This is a genomic window from Alkaliphilus pronyensis, assembly GCF_009017275.1.
Classification (GTDB): domain Bacteria; phylum Bacillota; class Clostridia; order Peptostreptococcales; family Natronincolaceae; genus Alkaliphilus_C; species Alkaliphilus_C pronyensis.
Genome location: NZ_WBZC01000014.1, coordinates 60,522 through 82,888, shown reverse-complemented (window position 1 = coordinate 82,888; position 22,367 = coordinate 60,522). Strand labels below are relative to the sequence as shown.

The following is a 22,367-nucleotide window of genomic DNA, read 5'->3' as shown; positions in this document are numbered from 1 at the left end:
AGGCTGTAGCCAATAACGCATCAACACCAAATGAACCATTATGTAATGAAGTAAATGCAAACATAGCTATAAAGGGAACCATGTATGAGGATGATCATACAGGAATCAGATAAGAAGGTTTTAAGCCCTTTTAAGAGAGTAGTTTTTATATAATAAAATATTTATTAATTAACATCAAATAGCTGGATATAATAAATATTGTTGACAGTAGTAATTTACTTGATATAATAAAATTATTAAAATGCTTTAAGTTAGTAAACTACATAATAAAAATTAAGGGTGATTTGATGTTTATAGATAAGGCAAATATTCATTTAAAGGCAGGAAAAGGGGGGGACGGCGCTGTTGCCTTCCGTCGAGAAAAATATGTTCCTGCTGGTGGTCCTGCCGGTGGCGATGGCGGCAAAGGTGGTAATGTAGTATTTATTGTTGATGAAGGTATGAAAACCCTAATGGACTTTAGATATAAAAAACATTATAGGGCTGAGAATGGCGAAGATGGTAAGAACAAAAATATGTTTGGTAAAGATGGAGGGGATATGATACTTAAGGTTCCTCCAGGTACAATAATTAAGGATGAAAAAACAGGAGTAATATTAGCTGACCTAACAGAGAAGGATAAGCCAGTGATAGTTGCAAGGGGAGGAAATGGTGGAAAGGGAAACTCCAACTTTAAAACCTCTACACGTCAAGCTCCTAATTTTGCTATTGCAGGTGAAGCAGGAGAAGAAAGATCAGTTATACTGGAGTTAAAGCTTATAGCAGATGTTGGATTAATTGGCTTCCCTAATGTAGGGAAATCAACTCTTTTATCGGTTGCTACAAGTGCCACACCTAAAATTGCAAATTATCATTTCACAACCATAGCGCCTAATTTAGGAGTTGTTAAAACAAAATATGGTGATAGCTTTGTATTGGCTGATATACCTGGACTTATCGAAGGAGCCCATAAGGGTACTGGATTAGGCCATGAGTTTTTAAGACATGTTGAAAGAACCAAGCTGTTAATTCATGTTTTGGATTCAGCAGGTGTCGAAGGGAGAGACCCAATAGAGGACTATGAAAAGATAAATGAAGAATTGAAGGAATATAACTTAAAGCTATGGGATAAGCCTCAAATAGTTGCTGCCAATAAAGTAGATATACCCAGTGCTGAAGAAAATATTGTAAGACTTAAGTCCCTGCTGGAGGGTAAAAATATACAGCTGTTTACAATATCTGCTGCAACAGGAAAAGGAATAGATGAATTAATGGTTTTTGCTGCTAAAAAACTGAAGGAAATTGAGGAAACTATAACTGTAGAGGCTACAATAGATGAAGAAGAAAAGCTATATAAATTTAAACCAGAAGAGGAAAAGCTATTTACTATAGCTAAAGAAGGAAATACCTATATAATTGAAGGCAATTTTGTAGAAAGACTAGTAAATTCTACAAATTTTGATGATATGGATTCATTGGCTTACTTCCAAAAAGTATTAAGAAAGAGGGGAATCATAGATGAACTAAAGGAGCTAGGTATTCAAGAAGAAGACAATGTAAAAATTGGTGAAATTGAGTTTCAGTACTATGATTAGAGACGGGGGTTAAGTTAAAGGTATGGACTGTATTAATTGTGAAAATTGTAAGTTAAATGCAAAAACATATTTTTGCTTAGCTAAAAATGATTTTGTTATTAATACACAAGCATCAACTTTAGAAAAGGTGCGAACTGGATGGAAGAAGGGCGTTAAAGAGTATGAGTCCCATAGAAGAAAATCAAGAAAAGAAGTAGAGGTATAGAGATAAGGAGTAGATAAATGTTAAATGGAAAACAAAGAAGCTATTTAAAGGGAATAGCAAGTAATGAAAAGCCTATTACTCAAATTGGCAAATTGGGAGTAACTGAAAGATTTCTGGAGCAATTAGATTTAGCTTTAGAGGCTAGAGAAATAGTAAAGGTTACTATTTTAGATAATAGCTTATTACATCCTAAGGAAACTGCAAATGAAGTTGCTGAAAAGCTTAATGCGGAATTTGTGCAGGCTATAGGAAATAAGTTTGTTATTTACAGAAGATCTATAAATAACCCTAGAATTCAGTTGCCAAAAAGTTAAACAAATATTACACTTGAGAATCCAACAGGATTCTCTTTTTGATGTTATAGTTCAATTAAGCCAGCTAGTTTTTTCTTAGTGTCCTCTACAATTTTAACTATATCAAAGTAGGCCTGTATTGTTCCCCTTGCAACTATAGGTCTACCAAAGCTCACCCAATTTAGGCGCCTTGAAGCCATTCCACCCAGCTTCATTAAGGGATTTACTGCTGACATTGTAGATATAAGCATTAAATCATCAAGTGTACCATTTATTACCCTCCAGGTATCCTTCACAACTGGTACTACTAGATGTGGTACAAATTGTCGACCCATAGTATATATTTTGTTACCCCTTTCATCGGTTCCTCTGTAAATTATCTTACCCCTATCACGAACTGTTAATGTATCATAATAGGGAATATTTAGCAAATCACCAACGGTTGGTTTTTTATCTACAGGTAAACGATTTAAATGAATAGTAGCTGCCACAACTGACGAGTGGGCACCACCAACACAATGATATATAACGTGCATTAAATCACCCCTCTTTATAATATTATCAACTATAGTTAGCATTTCTTACATAAGACATAATTATTAAATAAAAAAAGTCAAGATTATTTGAGTTAATATTCAGAAAAAAAGTTGTAAAAAACCATATCTTGGTGTAAAATATAAATAAGAACATTGGAAGGAGGATTGCCCTATGCTTTTTAGAAATTGTGCTGGTGGAGTAGTGTTTTATGCAAATCATGTTTTGCTCATAAAAAATGAAAAGAACGAATGGGTACTACCTAAAGGATTAATTCGTAATGGTGATCTTTCGTCGGATGTAGCGGTAAAGCGTGTTAAGGCAGAGACAGGAGTTGAAGCTGAAATACTTTCGACAGCAGGAGAAACCAGTTACGAATTTTTTTCAATTTCAAGACAAAAACCCGTAAACAATAGAATTATTTGGTACATTATGCAGGCTAAATCTAAAAGGGTGGAGCTTGATAAAACCCTTAATTTCAAAGATGGAGGCTTTTATCCAGTAGTTAAAGCATTAAAGATGATTACCTACAGTCAAGATAAGTCATTAGTCAGTCTGTCCTATAAGAAGTATAAAGACTTAAAGAAAGAAAAATCAGCATTAGCAATTTAACACTAGCTAAGTAAAGGATGGAGCAGTTTATATACTGCTTCATTTTATTGTCTGTAGCTTTACCAAAATATATAACCTATGATATAATTTTTATCTCAGCGGCGTTACTAACACTCCCACTTCCTACTTCTTTAAGCGGGAGATAAGTACCGCCAAGCTAAAAAGTAAGCGGAACTAAAGCTCAGGTGGAGTTAAAACTCAATCTGAACTAAGTTTTCCCTATAAAAATAAAAGGCAGTGATGTTATGATTGAAAAGTATAAAACCATATTAAAAGAAAATATGGATGAGATAATTATAGAGAGATCAAAATTTTTAGGATACGCTGCTCCTGTTGAAACAGAAGGGGAGGCTATAGACTTTATTAAAGGAGTAAATGAAAAGCATAAGGATGCTAACCATAATGTTTATGGCTATACTATAGGATATGATAATGAAGTTCAAAGATATAGTGACGATGGAGAGCCATCGGGTACAGCTGGTATTCCAGTATTAGAGGTAATCAGAAAAGAAGATTTAAAAAATGTTGTAGTTGTTGTAACCAGATACTTTGGTGGTATAAAGCTAGGGGCAGGTGGACTTGTTAGGGCTTATACTAAAGCAGCCAAATTAGGGTTAGCTGCTAGCAAAATAGTGAGTAAAAGACTATATAGTCAAATTACACTAAAAATTGATTATAGTCTTATAGGAAAAATTCAAAATGAAATTATTCAACAGGGCTATTATATTAAAGATACTGTCTATCAAGAAGATGTAGCCTTTAACTTATATGTAAGGAACACAGAAGTAGAAGGCTTCAAGGCTGCTGCCATAGATTGGACAAATGATAAAGCCATCATAATTGAGGGTGAAACAGAATACTTAACTGAAATAGAAGGAAAAATTCTTAAGTAGGTAATTAAATAATAAAACTTGGGTATATAGATTTTAGGAGGCGATTATTATGGATTTAATAGAAAAGAATAAAAAAGAAATGCTATCAAAGAAAAATTGGGCAGTGGTAGGGGTAACTCCAGCAGTAGAAAAATTTGGTTATAGAATTTTTAGTAAGTTACAGGAGCATGGCTATAGGGTTTATGGTGTTAACCCTAAATATGATGAGGTGGATGGTGAAAAAATACACAATAGTTTAAAGGAACTACCCGTAGTACCAGATTGTATAAGTGTTGTGGTAAATCCTAAAGCAACTTTATCTATGCTTGAAGAAATAAAGGATATTGGTGTAAAATATGTTTGGTTTCAACCCGGAACCTTTAATGAAGAGGTTATAGAGAAGGCAGAAGAATATGGTTTAAACTATGTATACTACGATTGTGTACTGGTTGCATTAGATGAAAATTAAGAATAGCTAACATTAGCTATTCTTTTTTACTTTCTTTATAAAAGAACTCATATACACCCATAATTAATAAGAAGATACCAAATAGCTTTCTTAAGGAATTTGAAGGAATTTTTAAGGCGATGCTTGAACCAAGCCATGCCCCCAACAAACCAAAAACCACAATTGGTATAGCTATTCTATAGTTTACATTCTTATTTTTAGTATGTATATAAAGTGCAATTGAAGCAACAGGCAAGAAGGAGATTAAATTAACACTTTGTATTGTCTGTTGACTTAAGTTAGTAATAAATATAAGGCCAGGTATTAAAATTGTACCCCCACCAATACCCATTCCACCAATAAATCCAGTAATCAGACCTAAAAAAATTAAGCTCATGAAATCATCATCCTTAAGGCAGCGAAAATCATAAATGCTCCAAAAATCTTCCTAAGATAATTAGCTGAAAATAGATTTAGACACCTGGAGCCTAAGTAGCTTCCAATAACCCCACCAACTACGACTTTTAAGGTGATATCCAATGCAGAAAAGCCATTTTTATAATAAATAAAGCTACTGACTATGGCGAAGGGTAAAATGATAGATATGGCTGTTGCGTGGGATTTATGCTGGGAGACTCCAAATAAAAAATATAAAGCTGGAACAATAATTGTGCCACCTCCAGCACCAAAAAGCCCATTTATTATTCCGGCGACCATTCCCACAGAGAAAAGCTTAAGCCATAGTATTATATCCATAAAAGAGGTCACCTCATTGTAAATAGTTAACTTTAATTTATCCACTAAAATAATAAATATTCATCTTATAATTGACATATAAATAAGTGTGGCATATAGTAGTCGTAAAAACATATAGAAATACTCGGAATTAGGAGTGGTTTAAATGAAAAAAGCAAATTACATTTATGAACTAATTGGAGAGACACCAATTGTAAAGCTTAATAGAATTGTAGATGCTGAAATGGCAGACATTTATTTAAAGCTAGAGTTTTTTAACCCTGGCTCAAGTGTTAAAGATCGAATTGCACTAAGGATGATTGAAAAGGCAGAAGAGGAAGGCCTTTTAACAGAAGGCTCTGTTATTATTGAGCCAACTAGTGGAAATACTGGTATTGGACTGGCAATGATAGCCGCTGCAAAGGGTTATGGTATTATATTAGTAATGCCAGATACTATGAGTATTGAAAGAAGAAAATTACTTAAGGCATATGGTGCAAAGCTGGTTTTAACAGAAGGTGAAAAGGGTATGAAGGGTGCTATAGAAAAGGCAAAGGAACTGGCAAAGGAAAACAATTGTTTTATGCCTCAGCAGTTTGAGAATTATGGCAATCCAGATATTCATAAAAGGACTACAGCAGAAGAGATTTGGAGGCAAATGGATGGAGACATTGATGGATTCGTGGCGGGTGTAGGTACAGGAGGAACAATAACTGGTGTAGGTGAAATACTCAAGAAAAAAAATACAAACATTAAAATTGTGGCAATTGAACCTGCTAAATCCCCTGTGTTATCAGGAGGTGAACCTGGCCCCCATAAGATTCAAGGAATAGGTGCTGGCTTTATACCTAGTATTTTAAATACCAATGTAATTGATGAAGTTATAAGAATAGAAGATGAAGCAGCTATGGACACCGCCAGAAAAGTTGCAGCAACTGAAGGAATACTTATAGGAATATCCTCAGGTGCAGCCATTCTAGGTGGTCTTAAGGTTGCTAGGGAGCTTGGAAAAGGTAAAAAAGTGGTTGTTATTGCTCCTTCAAATGGTGAAAGATATTTAAGTACAGCTTTATTTAACTTTGAAGATTAAGTTGCATAAGCAAATATTAATTAATCTTTACTAAAGCTTAAGAAATTGATTAGTAAGTCTTTAACCATGTCCACCATAATTTAGACATTATTATGATATAATATATGTAAATTGATAAGATATAGAAAGAAGGTTACAAAATGGATATTCAAAAGAGAATTGATAAGGCTGTGGATTGGTTAAGGCAGCAGGTTCAAGAGTCTGGCACAAGGGGGATTTTAGTAGGAGTTTCAGGGGGAATAGATTCTGCTGTTGTAGCCAATTTAATAAAAAGGGCATTTCCACAAAATTCATTAGGTGTAATTCTTCCTATAAAAAGCTGTGAAAGGGATATTATTGACGGAGAGCTAGTAGCAAAAAAAGCTCAAATAAAAACAATAACCATTGACTTAAGTCAACAACACTCAGATGTATTGAATAGGACTCTTAAGGTACTAAAAGATAATAATTTATTTGAAGAAAAAAACCAAAGAATTACTGATGCAAATTTAAGGGCTAGATTAAGAATGAGTACACTATATGCAATTGCAAATCAGTTAAACTATCTAGTTGCAGGAACCGATAATGCAGCTGAGGTTTTTACTGGCTACTTTACAAAGTACGGTGATGGAGGAGTAGATATTATGCCAATAGCTACTTTAAAAAAATATGAAGTTTATCAGTGGGGAAAGGCTTTAGGTGTACCTAGTGAAGTATTAGAGAAGGAGCCTTCTGCTGGTCTTTGGGAGGGCCAAACCGACGAAAAGGAGATGGGAACAAGCTATTCATACATTGATGCCTATCTTGATGGTAAAGAAGTTCCCCAAAGGGATAAAGAAATTATAGAAAGACTACACAAAGCCTCTGCCCATAAAAGAAGCACTCCACCATTCCCTGAAATTTAATAAATTGCATAGGAAAATTAATTATGCTAAAATATATTTGCTATAAAGAAAACTTAGTTCAGATGGAGTTTTAACTCCATCTGGACTGTAGTTGCCCTTATTTCGAAGCTTGGCGGCACTTATCTCCTGCTTAAGAAGTGGGAGTGTTAGTAACGCCGCTGAGATAAATGTAGATTAGTTATAATTAGTATTTATTTAACTAGAAGTTATAGTTGCAGATAAGGAGAGGATTTTTTATGGGACGCATTGGTAATATAGTTGATAGAAAAAATAAGCAAGATGCAAAAAAGGCTAAAATCTATACAAAAATGGCTAGGCTGATTACAGTAGCAGCAAAAGAAGGGGGAGGAGATCCTGAGTATAATCCTAGACTAAAGACAGCAATAGATAAGGCTAAGGCAGCCAATATGCCCAACGATAACATAGATAGAGCCATTAAAAAAGGTACGGGAGATATTGGTGGCGATAGCTTTGAGCATATTACCTATGAAGGATATGGACCAAACGGTGTTGCAGTAATATTGGAAATTCTAACAGACAACAGAAATAGAACTGCGGGAGAAATTAGGCATGCCTTTGATAAAAATGGTGGTAATCTTGGAACAACAGGATGCGTATCCTTTTTATTTGATCAAAAGGGTCAAATAATTATAGAAAAGGATGATTCTATAGAGGAAGAAGTTCTAATGATGCAGGCAATTGAAGCCGGTGCAGAGGATTTTATTACAGATAAAGAGGTTTATGTAATTATAACTACTCCTGATGAGTTTACTTCTGTTAAAAATGCTGTAGAGAATGAAGGCTACAATATATTTAATGCCGACATAGTATACATACCTCAAACAGAAGTAGCCCTACAGGGTGATGATGTTAAAAAAATGAATAAGCTCATTGATATGCTTGAGGATAACGATGATGTTCAAGAGGTTCATCATAATTGGAATCAAGAGGAGTAGTGGTGAAAATATCATAAGATAAAGAATTCTACAAATGGAGGGATAAAAATGAAGGTTGTTGTTGAAAGCTTTACTATGGACCATACAAAGGTTAAGGCCCCCTTTGTTAGAAAATGTGGCCAAATTAAAACCCCCAAGGGGGATGTAATAACAAAGTTTGATTTACGCTTTACTCAGCCTAATGTAAATGCTATGCCAACAGGAGCTATACATGCTTTAGAACACCTTATGGCGGGCTACTTAAGAGAAGAAGTAGAGGATATAGTGGATATTTCCCCAATGGGCTGTAGAACTGGCTTCTACCTAATAAAAATTGGTGAAGCAACAGAAGAAGAAATAGCTAAGGGGTTAATAAACACCCTAAAAAAAGTAATTAACTCACAGGAGATTCCAGCCTTAAACCCTGTTCAATGCGGAAATTATAGGGATATGTCATTATTCGGTGGAAAAGAATATGCAAAGGAAGTATTGGAAAGCCTCGAAAAAGAATACTTAAAAGAGTAAGTTAGAACTAAATCCGGTATAACCGGGTTTTTCTTTTTGGGTAAAAACAAAGCTTATTATTAATTATTTAACAAAGGTAAACAGCACTATCAGGAATAATTTCACTATTTAATATTATATATATAATAAGACAAGTTATTAAAAAATCCCTCTAATTGGGATAAAGCTATTAAGTTATGAGTATTATTCTGTTATGGTTATTACTGATGGAGGTGTTATAATGAAAAAAAGTAGACTCAAGATTAATAGAAGAAGACGCAAGAGCAATTTAGTATTGGTGTTTTTTTTGTGTATTATATTACCTATAACTGCTATTTATATTGGTTTGAGGGTTACTGAAAGGTGGATTACGCCAGTATTAAATTCAGAATTACAGCCAGAGGATAGTTATGAGTTAGACCTAGAAGAAATTATAGATGATGAGGGGGAGGCTACTGATAATAATGAGGCTACTGATAATAGTAATATAGAAGAAGAAGGAAAGGGGGTAGAGTCAGAGGTTCTAGTGGGTGAAATAAAGCCACTATCTGTATTCACTATACAGATAGCTAGTATTACTAATAAGGATAACCTAGATAGCTTAATAAATGCTCTTAATCAAAAAAAATTTTCATATCTTGTGTATCAAATAGAAGAAACATATAAGGTATATACCCATGGCTATACCCAAAGACCCTATGTGGAGGATAAGCTTGATACAGTGCGGGAGGTTTTCAATGATGCATATATTAATGAGTTGCATCTTCCTATTAAAGAGGTAAAATATGAAAATGACAGCAATAATGAAATTGCTGAGGGTACCATAGAAAATATGAATAAGCTTATTGATGTTATGGAAAAACAGACTGAAGCATGGTATAATTATTATGAAAAAGAAGGAGAAATAGTGGTATATATAGAATTGTTAAAAAAACAACAAACTATACTAAATGATATTATGTCGGCTATCAAAGATCATCAATTACCCACTGGATTTATAGACAACAGCAGTATTGAAAAGATGGTTCATTATCAAGAAAGCAACATTAATAAATCTATGGAAATTATCGAAAACCAAGATAAGGAAAACTTCCATAGATTACACAGCTTATATTTAGATAGTTTATTTAGAACTATTGAAGTTATCAAATGATAAGTACTATGGAGGGATTATCGAATGAACTTAAGGGAAGTAAAGCAGTTGCTTGATGCAGAGGTATTATTGGGTGAGGAATCATTAGATAAAGAAATAAAAACGGTATTTGCCTGTGACTTGATGAGTGATGTTCTTGCTTTTGTGGAAGATAAAACCATATTATTAACTGGCTTAGTTAATCCCCATACCATTAGAACTGCTGAAATGATGGACATTAATGCAGTAGTTTTTGTACGAGGAAAAACTCCTGACGAAGAAACCTTAAAGCTTGCTAAGGAAACTAATATAGTTATCTTATCAACGAAGCACATACTATATACCAGCTGTGGAATTCTATATAGCAACGGTTTATGTGGTGCTAATTTGGTAACTAGGTAGGACGGTGAGAGGTTGAATAATATTCAATTATCCTATAATATAGAGCGAAGGGATTTTTCAAGGGCAGGAGAAGCTTCTAGCAACATAAAAAAGGCCTTACGTCAGTTAGGGGTTAATTCTGCCACCATAAGAAGAGTTGCAGTGGCCACCTACGAGGCCGAAATGAATATTATCATACATTCAGAGGGTGGAACAATAGGAGTTACAGTTGATGTAGACAAAATTAGAATAGATGCTAAAGATACTGGTCCTGGAATTGAAAATATAGAAATGGCAATGAAGGAAGGTTACTCAACTGCAACTTCTGAAGTAAGAGAGCTCGGTTTTGGAGCAGGAATGGGACTACCTAATATGAAGAGGTGTGCAGATGAGTTTAGCATTGAATCCTCTAAAGGTAATCCAACTAAGGTATCTATTATAATCTATCAATAGAAAAAACTTTCCTTAAGGGGTGTGAGAATGTTAGTTAAAGAATTGATACAAGCATTAGACCTTGAAGTTATAGCAGGCATAGAAGGTGAAGATAGAGAGATTACTGGTGTATATATAAGCGATTTATTAAGCTGGGTAATGGCTAATCTTCAAGCAGGTAATGTGTGGATAACTATACAAACCCATGTTAATGTAGTAGCGGTGGCTCTACTGGGGGAGGCCTCCTGTATGATTATTCCTGAAGGGGCAGAAATTGATGAAAATACAATTGAAAAAGCAAATCAAGAAAAAATCCCCCTATTAAGGAGTAAGCTGACTGCATACCAGCTTGCCTTAAAAATTAAAGAAGCGAGTAATTTGAAATGAGAATTGCCTATGACTTCCACATACATAGTGGATTATCTCCCTGTAGCTGCGATGATATGAGTCCCAATAATATAATAAATATGGCTTTACTAAAAGGACTAGATGCAATTGCTATTACTGATCATAATTCAACATTAAACCTCGGTGCCTTTCAACAGTTGTCTATAAATAAAAACCTCTTAATAGTTCCAGGTGTTGAAGTTACCACTAAAGAAGAGGTGCACCTTTTATGTTTATTTGAGTCTTTCAATAATGCTAAAGGCTTTCAATATATAATTGATAGCACATTGCCCAAAATAAACAATAGCAAAAGCTTTTTTGGTAATCAGCTAATATATGATCATATGGATCAGGTAGTGGATAAGTATCCGCTTTTACTTATTAGTGCATTAAGCTTAACAGTAGAAGAGGTTGTTGCTGAAGTAAGCAACTTAAAGGGGGTAGTTATTCCAGCCCATATTGATCGTAAAAGCTACAGCATTTTATCTAATCTAGGATTTATTTCTCCTAATTTAAAAATCACAACAGTTGAGATAACCACTAATTGTAATATAAGCTCATTTCAAGAAAAACATAAGTATCTAAGGAATTATAGAAAAATAATAAATTCTGATGCACATTCCTTAGTAGATATTCTTGAGAGGGAATCGTACCTAGAGGTAAAGGATTTATCATGTGAGTCTATTATAAATGAGTTAAAAAGCTTTGTCATTTGACAAAGTTTTATTTATTGAAAATAATAAGATAAAATAAGATATAATAAATACATTGAATTTACAATGGAGGTGGTAGTTTTTGAAGGAGCTGGCACTACACATACTAGATATTGCAGAAAACTCCATTAGAGCAGAGGCAACAGAAATAAAAATAACTATAGTTGAAGATGTTGTATTGGATGTACTAGAGATTACTATAGAAGACAATGGAGCAGGTATGGATAATGAGTTTTTAGATAGGGTTTTAGACCCATTCATAACAACACGAACAACCCGTAAAGTAGGTCTAGGACTTCCACTTTTTAAGCTGGCGGCGCAGCAATGCAATGGAGACCTTATAATTGAATCAAGGAAGGATATAGGAACCAAAGTAAAAGCAACATTTCAGCATAGCCATATTGATAGAGTCCCCTTAGGAAATATTGTTGATACAATAGTGGCTATTATATTAGCCGATGAAAAAATAGATATTAAATATAAGCATGTATACAATAGCGATGAATTTTTTCTAGACACTGTAGAAATAAAAGAGGTCCTTAAAGGTGTGCCAATTACAAATATTGACGTTATTTTGTGGATAAAGTCACATATAAAAGAGGCCCTAAAAGAGCTTGTTAAATCATAGAATTTATAATATTATAGTAATAATGTAGAATCATTATTTTCTAATATTTATCCGTAACTGATTATCGCCCTAATAGTATATTTAAATAAGAGAATTATGATATACTATTATTGCAATAGTAAAGCTACAGTTTAATATGCTTTAATAAACAGTAATAATGATTTTACAAAAGGAAGTTAAATTAGAAGGTACAAAATATAATGGTTAGTTTATACAAATTTTATGTAAGGGGTGAAATAACACTATGAAGTTTTTAACCTTTAAAGGAGGTATTCATCCACCTGAATTTAAAGAGCCTACTGCCCATTTACCTATTGAAAAGGCATGGGAGCCTAAGACTGTTTCAATACCATTACAACAGCATATTGGAGCTCCCTGTGAAGCTATTGTAAAAGTAGGAGATAGAGTTACGGTAGGTCAAAAAATTGGGGAAGCAAAGGGATTTGTTTCAGCAAATGTACACTCTAGTGTTTCAGGTGATGTAAAAAAAATTGAACCAAGGCCTGCTGCAGGTGGAGGAGATGTTCTTTCAGTGATTATTGAGTCGGATGGTCTTAACGAAATAGACCCATCAATTAAACCAAAGGCTCCAATTGAAGAATTATCCTCAAAGGATATTATTGAAATCATAAAAGAGGCTGGTATAGTTGGTATGGGAGGAGCAGCCTTTCCCACCCACGTAAAGCTATCACCACCACCTGAGAAGAAAATTGACACAATTATTCTAAATGGTGCAGAGTGTGAGCCATATCTAACGGCAGATCATCGTTTAATGCTTGAATCACCAGAGGATATTATTTATGGACTTAGGGCCATGATGAAGGCAGTAAATGTAGAAAAAGCTTATATTGGAATAGAAAAAAATAAGCCTGATGCAATTGAAGCTATGAAGAAGGCAGCTGCAAATAATTCTAATATAGAGGTTATAGGATTAGAAACTAAGTACCCTCAAGGTGCTGAGAAACAGTTGATTTGGGCCTGTACCAACAGGGAGGTTCCATCTGGTGGCTTGCCAATGGAGGTAGGTGTAATTGTTAATAACGTTGGGACAGCTGCACAGGTGGCTAAAACCTTAAAGACAGGCTTACCATTAATTGATAGAATAACGACAATTTCAGGAAAGGGTATTAAAACCCCTAAAAACCTATTATTAAAGATTGGTGTACTATTAAGCGAAATAATTGAGCAGTGTGATGGATATAATGGAGAGCCTGCAAAAATCATACTTGGTGGGCCCATGATGGGATTAGCTCAATATACAGACGAGGTTAGTTTAACTAAAGGCTCATCAGGTATTTTAGTATTTACTGAAGAAGAGGCTAAGTTTCCAGATGAAAAGCCTTGTATTAGATGTGGTAAGTGTGTAGAAATATGCCCAGCATACCTTCAACCACTTCACATAAGCAACTTTTCAAGAAACAACATGATGGAACATGCAGAAAAATATAGGGCCTTAGATTGTATTGAATGTGGCTCATGCTCCTTTATATGTCCATCGAAGATACCATTACTACAAGCCATAAGGCTTTCTAAAAGATATATCATAGCAAAAAAAAGAAAACAAGATAAGTAAAGGATAGGAGGGAAAGAAAACAATGGTAGAAAGATTAACAGTATCTTCTTCTCCCCATATATGGTCTGAAAATAAAACCTCAAAAATTATGCTGGATGTTGTAATTGCATTATTACCAGCTACTATAGGTGCTATTTATTTCTTTAGATTGAATGCTGCTGTGCTGATAACACTAGCTATATTAACAGCAGTAATTACAGAATGGGGGATTCAAAGAATAAGGAATCAGTCGGTTTTAATTACCGATTTTAGTGCTGTTGTTACCGGATTATTACTTGCTTTAAATATTCCTGCATCGGCACCATGGTGGATACCTGTAGTAGGCTCTGCTTTTGCAATCGGAATAGTTAAGCAGTTGTTTGGCGGAATTGGACAAAACTTTATGAACCCAGCTTTAGCTGCAAGAATATTTTTAACTATTTCCTATACAGATAAGATGACCGATTGGAGAAGTCCTATAGATTTAGTTACTTCTGCTACACCCTTAAGCTATGTTAAGGATGCTACGTCGGTACCAGCCAATGCTCCAGCTCTAATAGATACTTTTATTGGAAATATTTCAGGGTCTATGGGTGAAACATCAGCTATACTTTTAATTTTAGGTGGCTTATATCTAGTATATAGAGGTGTAATTTCCGTTACAGTACCTGCTGTTTACATTGGTACAGTAGCAATTTTAACACTAATATTTGGAGAATTTGATTTATATTATATGATGTACCATGTCTTTACAGGAGGACTTATGATTGGTGCAATTTATATGGCTACCGATTATGCATCTTCTCCAGTTACTAAAAAAGGAAGAATTTACTTTGCATTGGGCTGCGGTATTATCACAACCCTGATAAGACAGTTCGGTGCCTATAATGAGGGGGTAGGGTTTGCAATATTATTGATGAATGTTGCTGCTCCACTAATTGAGAAATACACAAGCCCAAGAGTATTTGGGGAGGTGAAGAAGCAAAATGCGTGAAGTAATTAAGCTAGGACTTATATTATTAGTTATTACCTCCGTAGCTGCTTTTGTTTTAGGAGTAACCAATGAAATGACCAGCTCTATTATAGAGGAACGATTACACAGAGAAAATGTAGAAGCAATAAAATCTATATTACCAATTGCTGAAGAGTTTAACCCTATTGAAGGTGAAGGAATTACTGATAAAGAGCTAATTGTAGAGGTATATGAAGGAATTAAAGATGATGAGGTTGTGGGATATACTGTTAAAACTAATCCCAATGGATATAGCGGAACTGTAGAAGTATTAGTTGGCTTTAGTGTAGATGGGGAAATTGTTGGGGTGAAAATTGGTCAGCATACTGAAACACCAGGATTAGGATCAAAAATAGCAGACTCTGCCTATATTGGTCAATTCTTTAATAAGGCTGTTGACTTAGGCTTTTCCACCACTAAGGATGTACCAGCTACAGATAATGACATTCAAGCAATTACAGGGGCTACAGTATCCAGTGATGCTGTTGTAGATGGAATTAATGCAGCAGGTAGTTTATTTGAAGAAGTCTTAAGAAATCGCTAATTTTGTTGGAGGTGAAAGATGTGAAACTGGGTAGAATATTTACTCGCGGTTTAGTTTTTGATAATCCTGTATTTGTGCAATTATTAGGAATGTGTCCAGCTTTAGCGGTAACAAACTCTGCTGAAAATGGAATGGCTATGGGGCTTGCTACAACAGCAGTTCTATTAGGGTCTAATCTAGTGATATCAATTATAAAGGGCTTTATACCCTCTAAAATAAGAATACCTGCATTTATAGTAGTAATTGCAACCTTTGTTACGATGGTTGGTATGATAATGAAGGCATATTTCCCTGCCCTAGATGCAGCCTTAGGGCTATTCATACCACTAATCGTTGTTAATTGCTTAATTTTAGCAAGGGCTGAATCCTTTGCTTCTAAAAGCACTCCCTTTAATTCAATAGTAGATGGTATAGGGATGGGATTAGGCTTTACAGTTGCCCTTACTATACTAGGAATAGTTAGAGAATTTTTTGGAGCAGGCTCTATTTTTGGCTTTGCATTTATGGGGGAATTCTTCCAACCAGCTACAATAATGACAATGCCTCCAGGTGCCTTTTTAGCATTAGGTTTACTACTGGCAATATATAATAAAATTACGTCTAAAGAATTAAATGAACTATAAGGAGGTGTAGGCTTTGTCAGCAACTTCAATTTTTATAATACTAGTTAGCTCAATACTTGTAAATAACTTTGTATTATCAAGATTTTTAGGTATATGTCCCTTTTTAGGGGTATCAAAGCAGGTGGAAACTGCCTTAGGTATGGGTATGGCGGTAACCTTCGTTATGGCTATGGCAGCACTGATAACTTATATAGTACAAATTGCTATTCTTGTACCATTGGGGTTAGAATATCTTCAAACTATAGCCTTTATATTAGTTATTGCATCATTAGTTCAGTTTGTAGAAATGGTTATCGAAAAAATCAGCCCTACTCTATATCAATCACTGGGAGTATTTTTACCATTAATTACTACAAATTGTGCTGTTTTAGGCTTGGCTATTTTAAATATTCAAATGAAGCTAAATGTTTTAGAAGCAGTAATACACGCTATAGGAGCGGCAATTGGCTTTGCATTAGCAATAGTTTTGTTTGCTGCTATAAGAGAAAGATTAGAGTTATATAATGTACCAGAGGTATTTAAAGGCTTTCCAATAGCATTAATTACAGCTAGCCTAATGTCATTGGCCTTCATGGGATTTGCTGGAATGGTATAAAGGAGTGATAATAATGAATATAGAAGCTATTGTTTATCCAATATTAGGCTTAGGGGGACTTGGGTTAATTTTTGGAGCAGGCCTAGCCTACGCTTCTCAAAAATTTGCCGTTGAAGTGGATCCTAAGGTTAGTGAAATTAGAGATGCATTACCTGGAGCCAACTGTGGTGCCTGTGGATATCCAGGCTGTGATAGCTTTGCCAAAGGGGTAGCTAAAGGTGAAGCAGCAGTTACTGCTTGCCCTGTTGGTGGTAGTGAATGTGCAATTGCTCTTGCAAAAATAATGGGTGTTGAAGCATCAACAGAGGCTAAAAAAATTGCAAAGGTAATATGTAAGGGTGACACAGTTAAATGTAAGGAAAGATTCCAATATGATGGAATTGAAGACTGCGTTGCAGCCTCCATGATATCTGGAGGGAGTAAAGCATGTCAGTATGGATGCTTAGGGCTAGGAACCTGTATAAGGGCATGTCCCTTCGATGCTATAGAAATAGTAGACGGACGTTTAGCAAGAATTATTCCAGATAAATGTACAGCTTGTGGTAAGTGTATAGAGGTTTGTCCTAAGGCTGTTATAGATATGGTTCCCTATGAACAGGACGTAATCATTGCATGTAACAATAATGAACTAGGAAAAGCCGTTAGACAAAAATGTAGTGTGGGCTGTATTGCCTGTAGAATATGTGTTAAGGCATGCCCCTTCGATGCGATAGATTTTGATAACAACCTTGCAGTTATAAATTATGAAAAATGTACTAATTGCTTTGTTTGTGTAGAAAAGTGTCCTACTAAAGCTATAGAGGGTAATTTTGAAAGAAGAGACAAAAAACGAGAACAATAACAATAACATTCTTTATAGGGGGTGTCGAATTTTTTTCGGCACCTCTTTGTTTTTCCTATTATTAGGTATATTGTAGGAAATACCTAAGATTTACTACTTGTAACAGAACAAGTTTAATGTTAAACTTTTAATGATTGTAGTATTATGATAAGTGTAATAATCATCAAAAAATTATTTAGATAAAAACAAATAAAATTGTACAGCTAAAGATTTTAACCTCTAAATATGATAAAATAAAATAATGTATAAATAAATAGCAATTTGTTTTATGGTTGAAATAGTAGGTGAAATTCATATATAGAAGGCAGTGAATAAATTGAATACTAAAAAGCTTGTTCAACTGGCAATGTTAACCTCCCTAGGCTTAGCCCTTCATATAGTAGAATCATTTATACCCAACCCCTTTATAGGCATTGCTCCTGGAGCAAAGCTAGGGCTGGCAAATATTATAGGTTTAATTACTCTAGTTATATTTGGTGTTAAATATGCTTTATCAATAAACCTTTTAAGATGCTTTCTTGGTGGATTGGCTACAGGAACTGTAACCTCAATGCTATATAGTATGGCAGGTGCTTTAGTTAGCACCCTTTTAATGTGGATTGTTTATAGATTTCTGAAAAAGCACTTTAGTCTAATTGGAGTTAGTGTCTTTGGTGCTTTAGGTCACAATATTGCCCAGCTTATAGTTGGTGCTTTAATTATTAGTAATATCCGTATATTTAGCTATTTGCCGGTTATGATGCTTGTAAGTATTGCTACAGGTGTATTTATTGGTATTACAGCAAACTTCACTATAGACAAGGCATTAATTAACTTCAAAAACAGCTTAATTATGTAAACTAGTCTGGAGGTATACAATGAAGAACTATAGAAATCAGTGGGTTTTAATTCTATTAATTATTACAGGTGTCGTATTGGGAACACTAATAGGTAACGGACTTGGCAATACCATTCCATTATTGTCCTACGGACCTGAGCCTATGGGATTAAGTAACCTTGAGGTCAATTTAAGTATTATATATTTTCATGTAACTTTGCTAATTGATATTAATGTTGCTAGCCTAATTGGCTTATTATTGGCTGTATTAATATTTAATAGATTGTAGGTGAAATAATGTTAAACTTTATTCTAGCATCAAGTTCTCCTAGAAGAAGGGAATTACTTAAGAATCTAGGCTTAGATTTTCAAGTAATTGCAAGTAATTTCAATGAAGAGTCAATTTCCTCCTCAAATCCAATTCATTTGGTACAGGAACTAGCTTATAATAAAGCCCTAAGTGTAAAGAAAAAAGTATGTAAAGATGCACTAATTTTAGGGGCTGATACTATAGTACTGAAGGAAGGAATTTTAGGTAAGCCTAAAAATGAAAAGGAGGCCTATGAAATACTAAAGTCTCTTTCTGGAGGATGTCATAGGGTTATTACAGGATTTTCAATAATATCAACCTATTCTATGGTTGAGTTTACAGGGTATGAAATTACAAAAGTATTTTTTAAAGAGCTAACAGAAGAAGATATTCTAACCTATATTTCTACAGGTGAGCCTATGGATAAGGCTGGGGCCTATGGATTACAAGGGAGGGGTTCCTTATTTGTTAGTAGAATTGAGGGTGATTATTTTAACGTTGTAGGACTACCCTTATTTAAGCTTAATGAAGCTCTAGAGGATAAATTTAGCTTTAAACTATTGAGATGATTAAAGGAGATAATAATGAGTACCTATGGTTGTAAAGCAATAATAAAAAATTTACCTCCAGACCAACGTCCTAGAGAAAAGCTACTGTCATTAGGTGCAAGGAACCTATCTAATTCAGAGCTGCTTGCTATTCTCTTATCAACTGGCTCTAAAGAACAATCGGCTATTTCTCTGGCGGAAAGTATTCTATCCTACAGTAAAGAGGGCTTAAGATTCCTAACCGATTGTACAGTTGAAGAGCTTAGCTGTATAAAAGGAATTGGATTAGCAAAATCATCACAGCTAATTGCAGCAGTTGAGCTTGGAAAGCGTATAGCATTAACTACAAAGGCTAATAATTATAAAATAAAGAGCCCAGAAGATGTAACTGCTTTACTGATGGAGGAAATGCGTTATAATAAAAAGGAGTATTTTAATATTCTATTGCTAAATACAAAGCATGAATTAATTGCTGTAGAAAACATATCAGTTGGTAGCTTAAATGCATCAATTGTTCATCCAAGAGAGGTTTTCGTACGAGCTATTAAGCGCAGTTCATCAGCTATTATACTAGTCCACAACCACCCAAGTGGGGATCCTAGTCCAAGCAGTGAAGATGTGAGTATAACAAATAGATTAATTGAAGCTGGCAGTATATTAGGCATTAAGGTATTAGATCATGTTATTATAGGTGATGGTGTTTATACTAGCTTAAAGGAAAAATCATTAATGTAAAGACATAATATGGAGGGAGCAATATACATGGGAATATTCAACTTTTTTTCTAAGGATATGGGAATAGATTTAGGAACAGCTAATACTTTGGTATATGTACATGGTAAAGGGATTGTACTAAGTGAGCCATCTGTAGTGGCAATACAAAACGACACAAAGACAGTACTGGCAGTTGGTGAGGAAGCTAAAAGAATGATTGGTAGAACTCCAGGAAATATAATTGCAGTTAGGCCTATGAAGGATGGAGTTATAGCCGATTTCGATGTTACTCAAAGTATGTTAAAATATTTTATAAGAAAAGCCTATAAGAGAAAAACCCTTGTTCAGCCTAGAGTTGTAGTATGTGTTCCATCAGGAGTAACAGAGGTTGAGAAGAGAGCAGTAGAGGAAGCAGCATATCAAGCTGGAGCCCGTGAAGCTTACTTAATAGAAGAGCCAATGGCGGCAGCAATTGGTGCTGGATTACCAGTTGAAGAGCCAACCGGTAGTATGGTTGTTGATATTGGTGGAGGAACTACAGAGGTAGCAATTATTTCTCTAGGTGGTATTGTAACTGCAAAATCAATACGGGTTGGTGGAGATGAGTTAGATGAGTCTATAATCCACTATATAAAAAGAGAATATAATCTTATGATAGGGGAAAGAACTGCTGAAGAAGTGAAAATAAACATAGGCTCAGCTTTTCCAAAAACTAAGGAGGAAAAAATGGCTATAAGGGGTAGAGACCTAGTTACGGGACTACCAAAAACATTAGAGGTCACTTCAAGTGAAATAATGGATGCCTTACATGAACCAGTTAGCCATATTATAGATGCTATAAAATATACATTAGAAAAAACACCACCAGAGCTTGCAGCTGATATAATGGAAATGGGTATTATGCTTACAGGTGGTGGAGCATTGTTGGATGGCTTAGATAATTTAGTAAGAAAAGAAACTGGAATGCCAGTTAGAATAGCAGAAGAACCACTTGACTGTGTTGTTCTGGGAACCGGTAAAACCATTGAAGAATTAGATACTCTAAAAAGAGTATTAATAACACCAAAGAAACTAGGATAAAGTTGGTGAAAAGCATGTCCAAAAGAGGTAAAAAGGATAGAACAGCAATGATAGTGGCGATTGTCGCTATCATTCTCATTATTGTAATGGGACTTACTACTGGACAAAGAAATAATCTATCTGCCATCGAAAAATGGGTTGGTAACATCATTACTCCTATTCAAGGGGTCTTTAGCTCTGGTATAAATATTGTTGGAGACAATATTAGCAAGCTTGTAAATATAGGTAATATTACTAGAGAGAATGAAAGCCTTAAATTACGGGTTGAAGAGCTAGAAAAGCAATTGATTTCAACAGAATTAAACAGGGATGAATTAGAAGAATTAAGGGGATTGAAGTTTGCACTAGGGTATGTAAATGATATGGACACAAATGAACCCATAACTGCTAACATTATCGGTAAGGCTCCAGGAAATTGGTTTAGTACTTTTACAATAGATGTTGGAGAAAAGCATGGCATAACTAAAAACAGTATAGTTTTAGCCTCTAACGGGCTAGTAGGGAGAGTATTCGAAACCGGTGATAATTGGGCAAAGGTTATTTCAATAGTAGACAATGACAGCTCCGTAAGCTTTCAAGTATTAAGGGATAATAAAACACAGGGTATAATTTCTGGAAGCATAACAAGTGAACTATCTGGTTATGTTTTCGATAATTTGTCTGAAATAATGGTTGGTGATAAACTGATTACTTCTGGAATAGGCATTTATCCTGAAGGAATAATGATTGGTGAGGTTACAGCAGTAGAAAATAACAGTAATCAATTGTTAAAAACCATTCAGGTTAATCCAGCAGTTAATTTTAAGCGACTAACAAAGGTTTTAGTGATGGGAGCTAAATAAAAGGGGAAGAAAAAGTGAAAGTACTTATTATAGGGTTTATTATTGTTTTAAACTTAATACTACAATCAACTTTATTTCAATATATTAAGGTTTTAGATGTATTACCAAATACTGCCTTAATTATAGTAATCTCCTTAGCAATTTACAGCGGAAAAAACAAAGGGGCATTAATAGGTTTTTTTGTAGGAATACTACAGGATATTATTTTTGGGAGGCTAATTGGACTTAATGCTATGGTTTTTATGATAACAGGCTATATTGTAGGATCAATAAATAAAAATCTATTTAAAGATAACCTTTTAGTTCCATTTACCTTAACAGCTTTAGCAACTATTTTTTACGAAGGTATATACATGCTTTTAATTTTTTTACTGGGCTATCAAATAGATATTTTGGATATTATTAAGAAAATGCTTTTAATTGGGGCTTTATATAATGCTTTTATTTCAGTTATTATATATATATACGTGTCAAAGCTGTTTAGATCAAGAGTAATGAAAAAAAGATATTAGTACGGGATGATGATGCCA

32 protein-coding genes are annotated in these 22,367 nt (G+C 34.5%); 29 read left to right on the top strand and 3 right to left on the bottom strand.

Annotated features, from left to right (window positions below; translation table 11 throughout):
- Positions 1–287 precede the first annotated feature (287 nt).
- The 3 genes from obgE to F8154_RS05320 are packed head-to-tail and all read left to right on the top strand — an operon-like array spanning position 288 to position 2,093.
- The gene (gene obgE, locus F8154_RS05330) at positions 288–1,574 is read left to right on the top strand and encodes a GTPase ObgE (RefSeq protein ID WP_151860570.1); all 1,287 of its coding nucleotides are present in this window, start codon (positions 288–290) and stop codon (positions 1,572–1,574) included.
- A 22-nt stretch (positions 1,575–1,596) separates the two neighbouring features.
- Positions 1,597–1,779 (top strand): hypothetical protein, encoded by a 183-nt coding sequence (locus tag F8154_RS05325; protein ID WP_151860569.1) that lies wholly within the window; start codon positions 1,597–1,599, stop codon positions 1,777–1,779.
- A 17-nt stretch (positions 1,780–1,796) separates the two neighbouring features.
- Positions 1,797–2,093, top strand: coding sequence for a YhbY family RNA-binding protein (locus F8154_RS05320; RefSeq protein WP_151860568.1), 297 nt, complete (start codon positions 1,797–1,799; stop codon positions 2,091–2,093).
- A 44-nt stretch (positions 2,094–2,137) separates the two neighbouring features.
- On the opposite strand, the gene F8154_RS05315 is transcribed toward F8154_RS05320, so the two are convergent.
- Positions 2,138–2,608 carry a DUF3189 family protein gene (locus F8154_RS05315; RefSeq protein WP_151860567.1) on the bottom strand — a complete coding sequence of 157 codons (471 nt, stop codon included), beginning with the start codon at positions 2,606–2,608 and terminating at the stop codon, positions 2,138–2,140.
- Between the two features lie 172 nt (positions 2,609–2,780).
- Here F8154_RS05315 and F8154_RS05310 point away from each other — a divergent pair, with 172 nt between their 5' ends.
- The 3 genes from F8154_RS05310 (at position 2,781) to F8154_RS05300 (ending at position 4,559) form a co-directional block, all read left to right on the top strand.
- The gene (locus tag F8154_RS05310; protein ID WP_151860566.1) at positions 2,781–3,218 is read left to right on the top strand and encodes an NUDIX domain-containing protein; all 438 of its coding nucleotides are present in this window, start codon (positions 2,781–2,783) and stop codon (positions 3,216–3,218) included.
- A 248-nt stretch (positions 3,219–3,466) separates the two neighbouring features.
- Positions 3,467–4,111, top strand: coding sequence for a YigZ family protein (locus F8154_RS05305; protein WP_279237161.1), 645 nt, complete (start codon positions 3,467–3,469; stop codon positions 4,109–4,111).
- 49 nt (positions 4,112–4,160) lie between these two features.
- Positions 4,161–4,559, top strand: a complete 399-nt coding sequence (locus tag F8154_RS05300) for a CoA-binding protein (RefSeq protein ID WP_151860564.1) — start codon at positions 4,161–4,163, stop codon at positions 4,557–4,559.
- Positions 4,560–4,575: 16 nt separating this feature from the next.
- On the opposite strand, the gene F8154_RS05295 is transcribed toward F8154_RS05300, so the two are convergent.
- Together F8154_RS05295 and F8154_RS05290 are read right to left on the bottom strand one after the other, a co-directional pair.
- Positions 4,576–4,935, bottom strand: coding sequence for a sulfite exporter TauE/SafE family protein (locus tag F8154_RS05295; protein ID WP_151860563.1), 360 nt, complete (start codon positions 4,933–4,935; stop codon positions 4,576–4,578).
- The gene (locus F8154_RS05290; RefSeq protein WP_207706836.1) at positions 4,932–5,294 is read right to left on the bottom strand and encodes a sulfite exporter TauE/SafE family protein; all 363 of its coding nucleotides are present in this window, start codon (positions 5,292–5,294) and stop codon (positions 4,932–4,934) included. Before F8154_RS05290 ends, F8154_RS05295 begins: the two co-directional genes overlap by 4 nt.
- Positions 5,295–5,439: 145 nt before the next feature.
- Here F8154_RS05290 and cysK point away from each other — a divergent pair, with 145 nt between their 5' ends.
- The 23 genes from cysK (at position 5,440) to mreD (ending at position 22,349) form a co-directional block, all read left to right on the top strand.
- Complete coding sequence (cysK, locus tag F8154_RS05285) at positions 5,440–6,363, top strand: cysteine synthase A (RefSeq protein ID WP_151860562.1); 924 nt, start codon at positions 5,440–5,442, stop codon at positions 6,361–6,363.
- 140 nt (positions 6,364–6,503) lie between these two features.
- A complete protein-coding gene (gene nadE, locus F8154_RS05280) occupies positions 6,504–7,247 on the top strand; it encodes an NAD(+) synthase (RefSeq protein WP_151860561.1) in 744 nt (247 codons plus the stop codon).
- A 236-nt stretch (positions 7,248–7,483) separates the two neighbouring features.
- Positions 7,484–8,203: a YebC/PmpR family DNA-binding transcriptional regulator gene (locus F8154_RS05275; protein WP_151860560.1), complete on the top strand. Its 720-nt coding sequence runs from the start codon at positions 7,484–7,486 to the stop codon at positions 8,201–8,203.
- A 48-nt stretch (positions 8,204–8,251) separates the two neighbouring features.
- On the top strand, positions 8,252–8,707 hold the full coding sequence (locus tag F8154_RS05270; RefSeq protein WP_151860559.1) for an S-ribosylhomocysteine lyase: 456 nt from the start codon (positions 8,252–8,254) through the stop codon (positions 8,705–8,707).
- A 220-nt stretch (positions 8,708–8,927) separates the two neighbouring features.
- The gene (locus F8154_RS05265) at positions 8,928–9,839 is read left to right on the top strand and encodes a hypothetical protein (protein WP_151860558.1); all 912 of its coding nucleotides are present in this window, start codon (positions 8,928–8,930) and stop codon (positions 9,837–9,839) included.
- Positions 9,840–9,863: 24 nt separating this feature from the next.
- Positions 9,864–10,220, top strand: a complete 357-nt coding sequence (locus F8154_RS05260; RefSeq protein ID WP_151860557.1) for a DRTGG domain-containing protein — start codon at positions 9,864–9,866, stop codon at positions 10,218–10,220.
- A gap of 12 nt (positions 10,221–10,232) precedes the next feature.
- The gene (locus tag F8154_RS05255) at positions 10,233–10,652 is read left to right on the top strand and encodes an ATP-binding protein (protein ID WP_151860556.1); all 420 of its coding nucleotides are present in this window, start codon (positions 10,233–10,235) and stop codon (positions 10,650–10,652) included.
- A 27-nt stretch (positions 10,653–10,679) separates the two neighbouring features.
- Entirely contained in the window at positions 10,680–11,018 is a 339-nt protein-coding gene (locus F8154_RS05250) for a DRTGG domain-containing protein (RefSeq protein WP_151860555.1), read from the top strand.
- A complete protein-coding gene (locus tag F8154_RS05245) occupies positions 11,015–11,734 on the top strand; it encodes a PHP domain-containing protein (protein WP_151860554.1) in 720 nt (239 codons plus the stop codon). Before F8154_RS05250 ends, F8154_RS05245 begins: the two co-directional genes overlap by 4 nt.
- Positions 11,735–11,813: 79 nt before the next feature.
- Complete coding sequence (locus tag F8154_RS05240) at positions 11,814–12,359, top strand: ATP-binding protein (RefSeq protein ID WP_151860553.1); 546 nt, start codon at positions 11,814–11,816, stop codon at positions 12,357–12,359.
- Positions 12,360–12,603: 244 nt separating this feature from the next.
- Positions 12,604–13,932 (top strand): electron transport complex subunit RsxC, encoded by a 1,329-nt coding sequence (gene rsxC, locus F8154_RS05235; RefSeq protein WP_151860552.1) that lies wholly within the window; start codon positions 12,604–12,606, stop codon positions 13,930–13,932.
- Positions 13,933–13,954: 22 nt separating this feature from the next.
- Positions 13,955–14,905, top strand: coding sequence for an RnfABCDGE type electron transport complex subunit D (locus tag F8154_RS05230; protein WP_151860551.1), 951 nt, complete (start codon positions 13,955–13,957; stop codon positions 14,903–14,905).
- A complete protein-coding gene (locus F8154_RS05225) occupies positions 14,898–15,467 on the top strand; it encodes an RnfABCDGE type electron transport complex subunit G (protein WP_151860550.1) in 570 nt (189 codons plus the stop codon). The genes F8154_RS05230 and F8154_RS05225 overlap by 8 nt, the downstream gene beginning before the upstream one ends.
- Positions 15,468–15,487: 20 nt before the next feature.
- Positions 15,488–16,090 (top strand): electron transport complex subunit RsxE, encoded by a 603-nt coding sequence (gene rsxE, locus F8154_RS05220; RefSeq protein ID WP_151860549.1) that lies wholly within the window; start codon positions 15,488–15,490, stop codon positions 16,088–16,090.
- 13 nt (positions 16,091–16,103) lie between these two features.
- On the top strand, positions 16,104–16,685 hold the full coding sequence (rsxA, locus tag F8154_RS05215) for an electron transport complex subunit RsxA (RefSeq protein ID WP_151860548.1): 582 nt from the start codon (positions 16,104–16,106) through the stop codon (positions 16,683–16,685).
- A gap of 13 nt (positions 16,686–16,698) precedes the next feature.
- The gene (locus tag F8154_RS05210) at positions 16,699–17,526 is read left to right on the top strand and encodes an RnfABCDGE type electron transport complex subunit B (RefSeq protein WP_207706835.1); all 828 of its coding nucleotides are present in this window, start codon (positions 16,699–16,701) and stop codon (positions 17,524–17,526) included.
- A 316-nt stretch (positions 17,527–17,842) separates the two neighbouring features.
- On the top strand, positions 17,843–18,364 hold the full coding sequence (locus tag F8154_RS05205) for a Gx transporter family protein (protein ID WP_151860547.1): 522 nt from the start codon (positions 17,843–17,845) through the stop codon (positions 18,362–18,364).
- A 19-nt stretch (positions 18,365–18,383) separates the two neighbouring features.
- Positions 18,384–18,632: a DUF4321 domain-containing protein gene (locus F8154_RS05200; protein ID WP_151860546.1), complete on the top strand. Its 249-nt coding sequence runs from the start codon at positions 18,384–18,386 to the stop codon at positions 18,630–18,632.
- Between the two features lie 8 nt (positions 18,633–18,640).
- On the top strand, positions 18,641–19,222 hold the full coding sequence (locus tag F8154_RS05195) for a nucleoside triphosphate pyrophosphatase (protein WP_151860545.1): 582 nt from the start codon (positions 18,641–18,643) through the stop codon (positions 19,220–19,222).
- Between the two features lie 15 nt (positions 19,223–19,237).
- Positions 19,238–19,936 (top strand): RadC family protein, encoded by a 699-nt coding sequence (gene radC, locus F8154_RS05190; protein ID WP_192930170.1) that lies wholly within the window; start codon positions 19,238–19,240, stop codon positions 19,934–19,936.
- A 27-nt stretch (positions 19,937–19,963) separates the two neighbouring features.
- Entirely contained in the window at positions 19,964–20,995 is a 1,032-nt protein-coding gene (locus F8154_RS05185) for a rod shape-determining protein (protein WP_151860544.1), read from the top strand.
- Between the two features lie 14 nt (positions 20,996–21,009).
- Positions 21,010–21,837, top strand: coding sequence for a rod shape-determining protein MreC (gene mreC, locus F8154_RS05180; RefSeq protein ID WP_151860543.1), 828 nt, complete (start codon positions 21,010–21,012; stop codon positions 21,835–21,837).
- A 14-nt stretch (positions 21,838–21,851) separates the two neighbouring features.
- On the top strand, positions 21,852–22,349 hold the full coding sequence (mreD, locus tag F8154_RS05175; RefSeq protein WP_151860542.1) for a rod shape-determining protein MreD: 498 nt from the start codon (positions 21,852–21,854) through the stop codon (positions 22,347–22,349).
- Positions 22,350–22,367 lie beyond the last annotated feature (18 nt).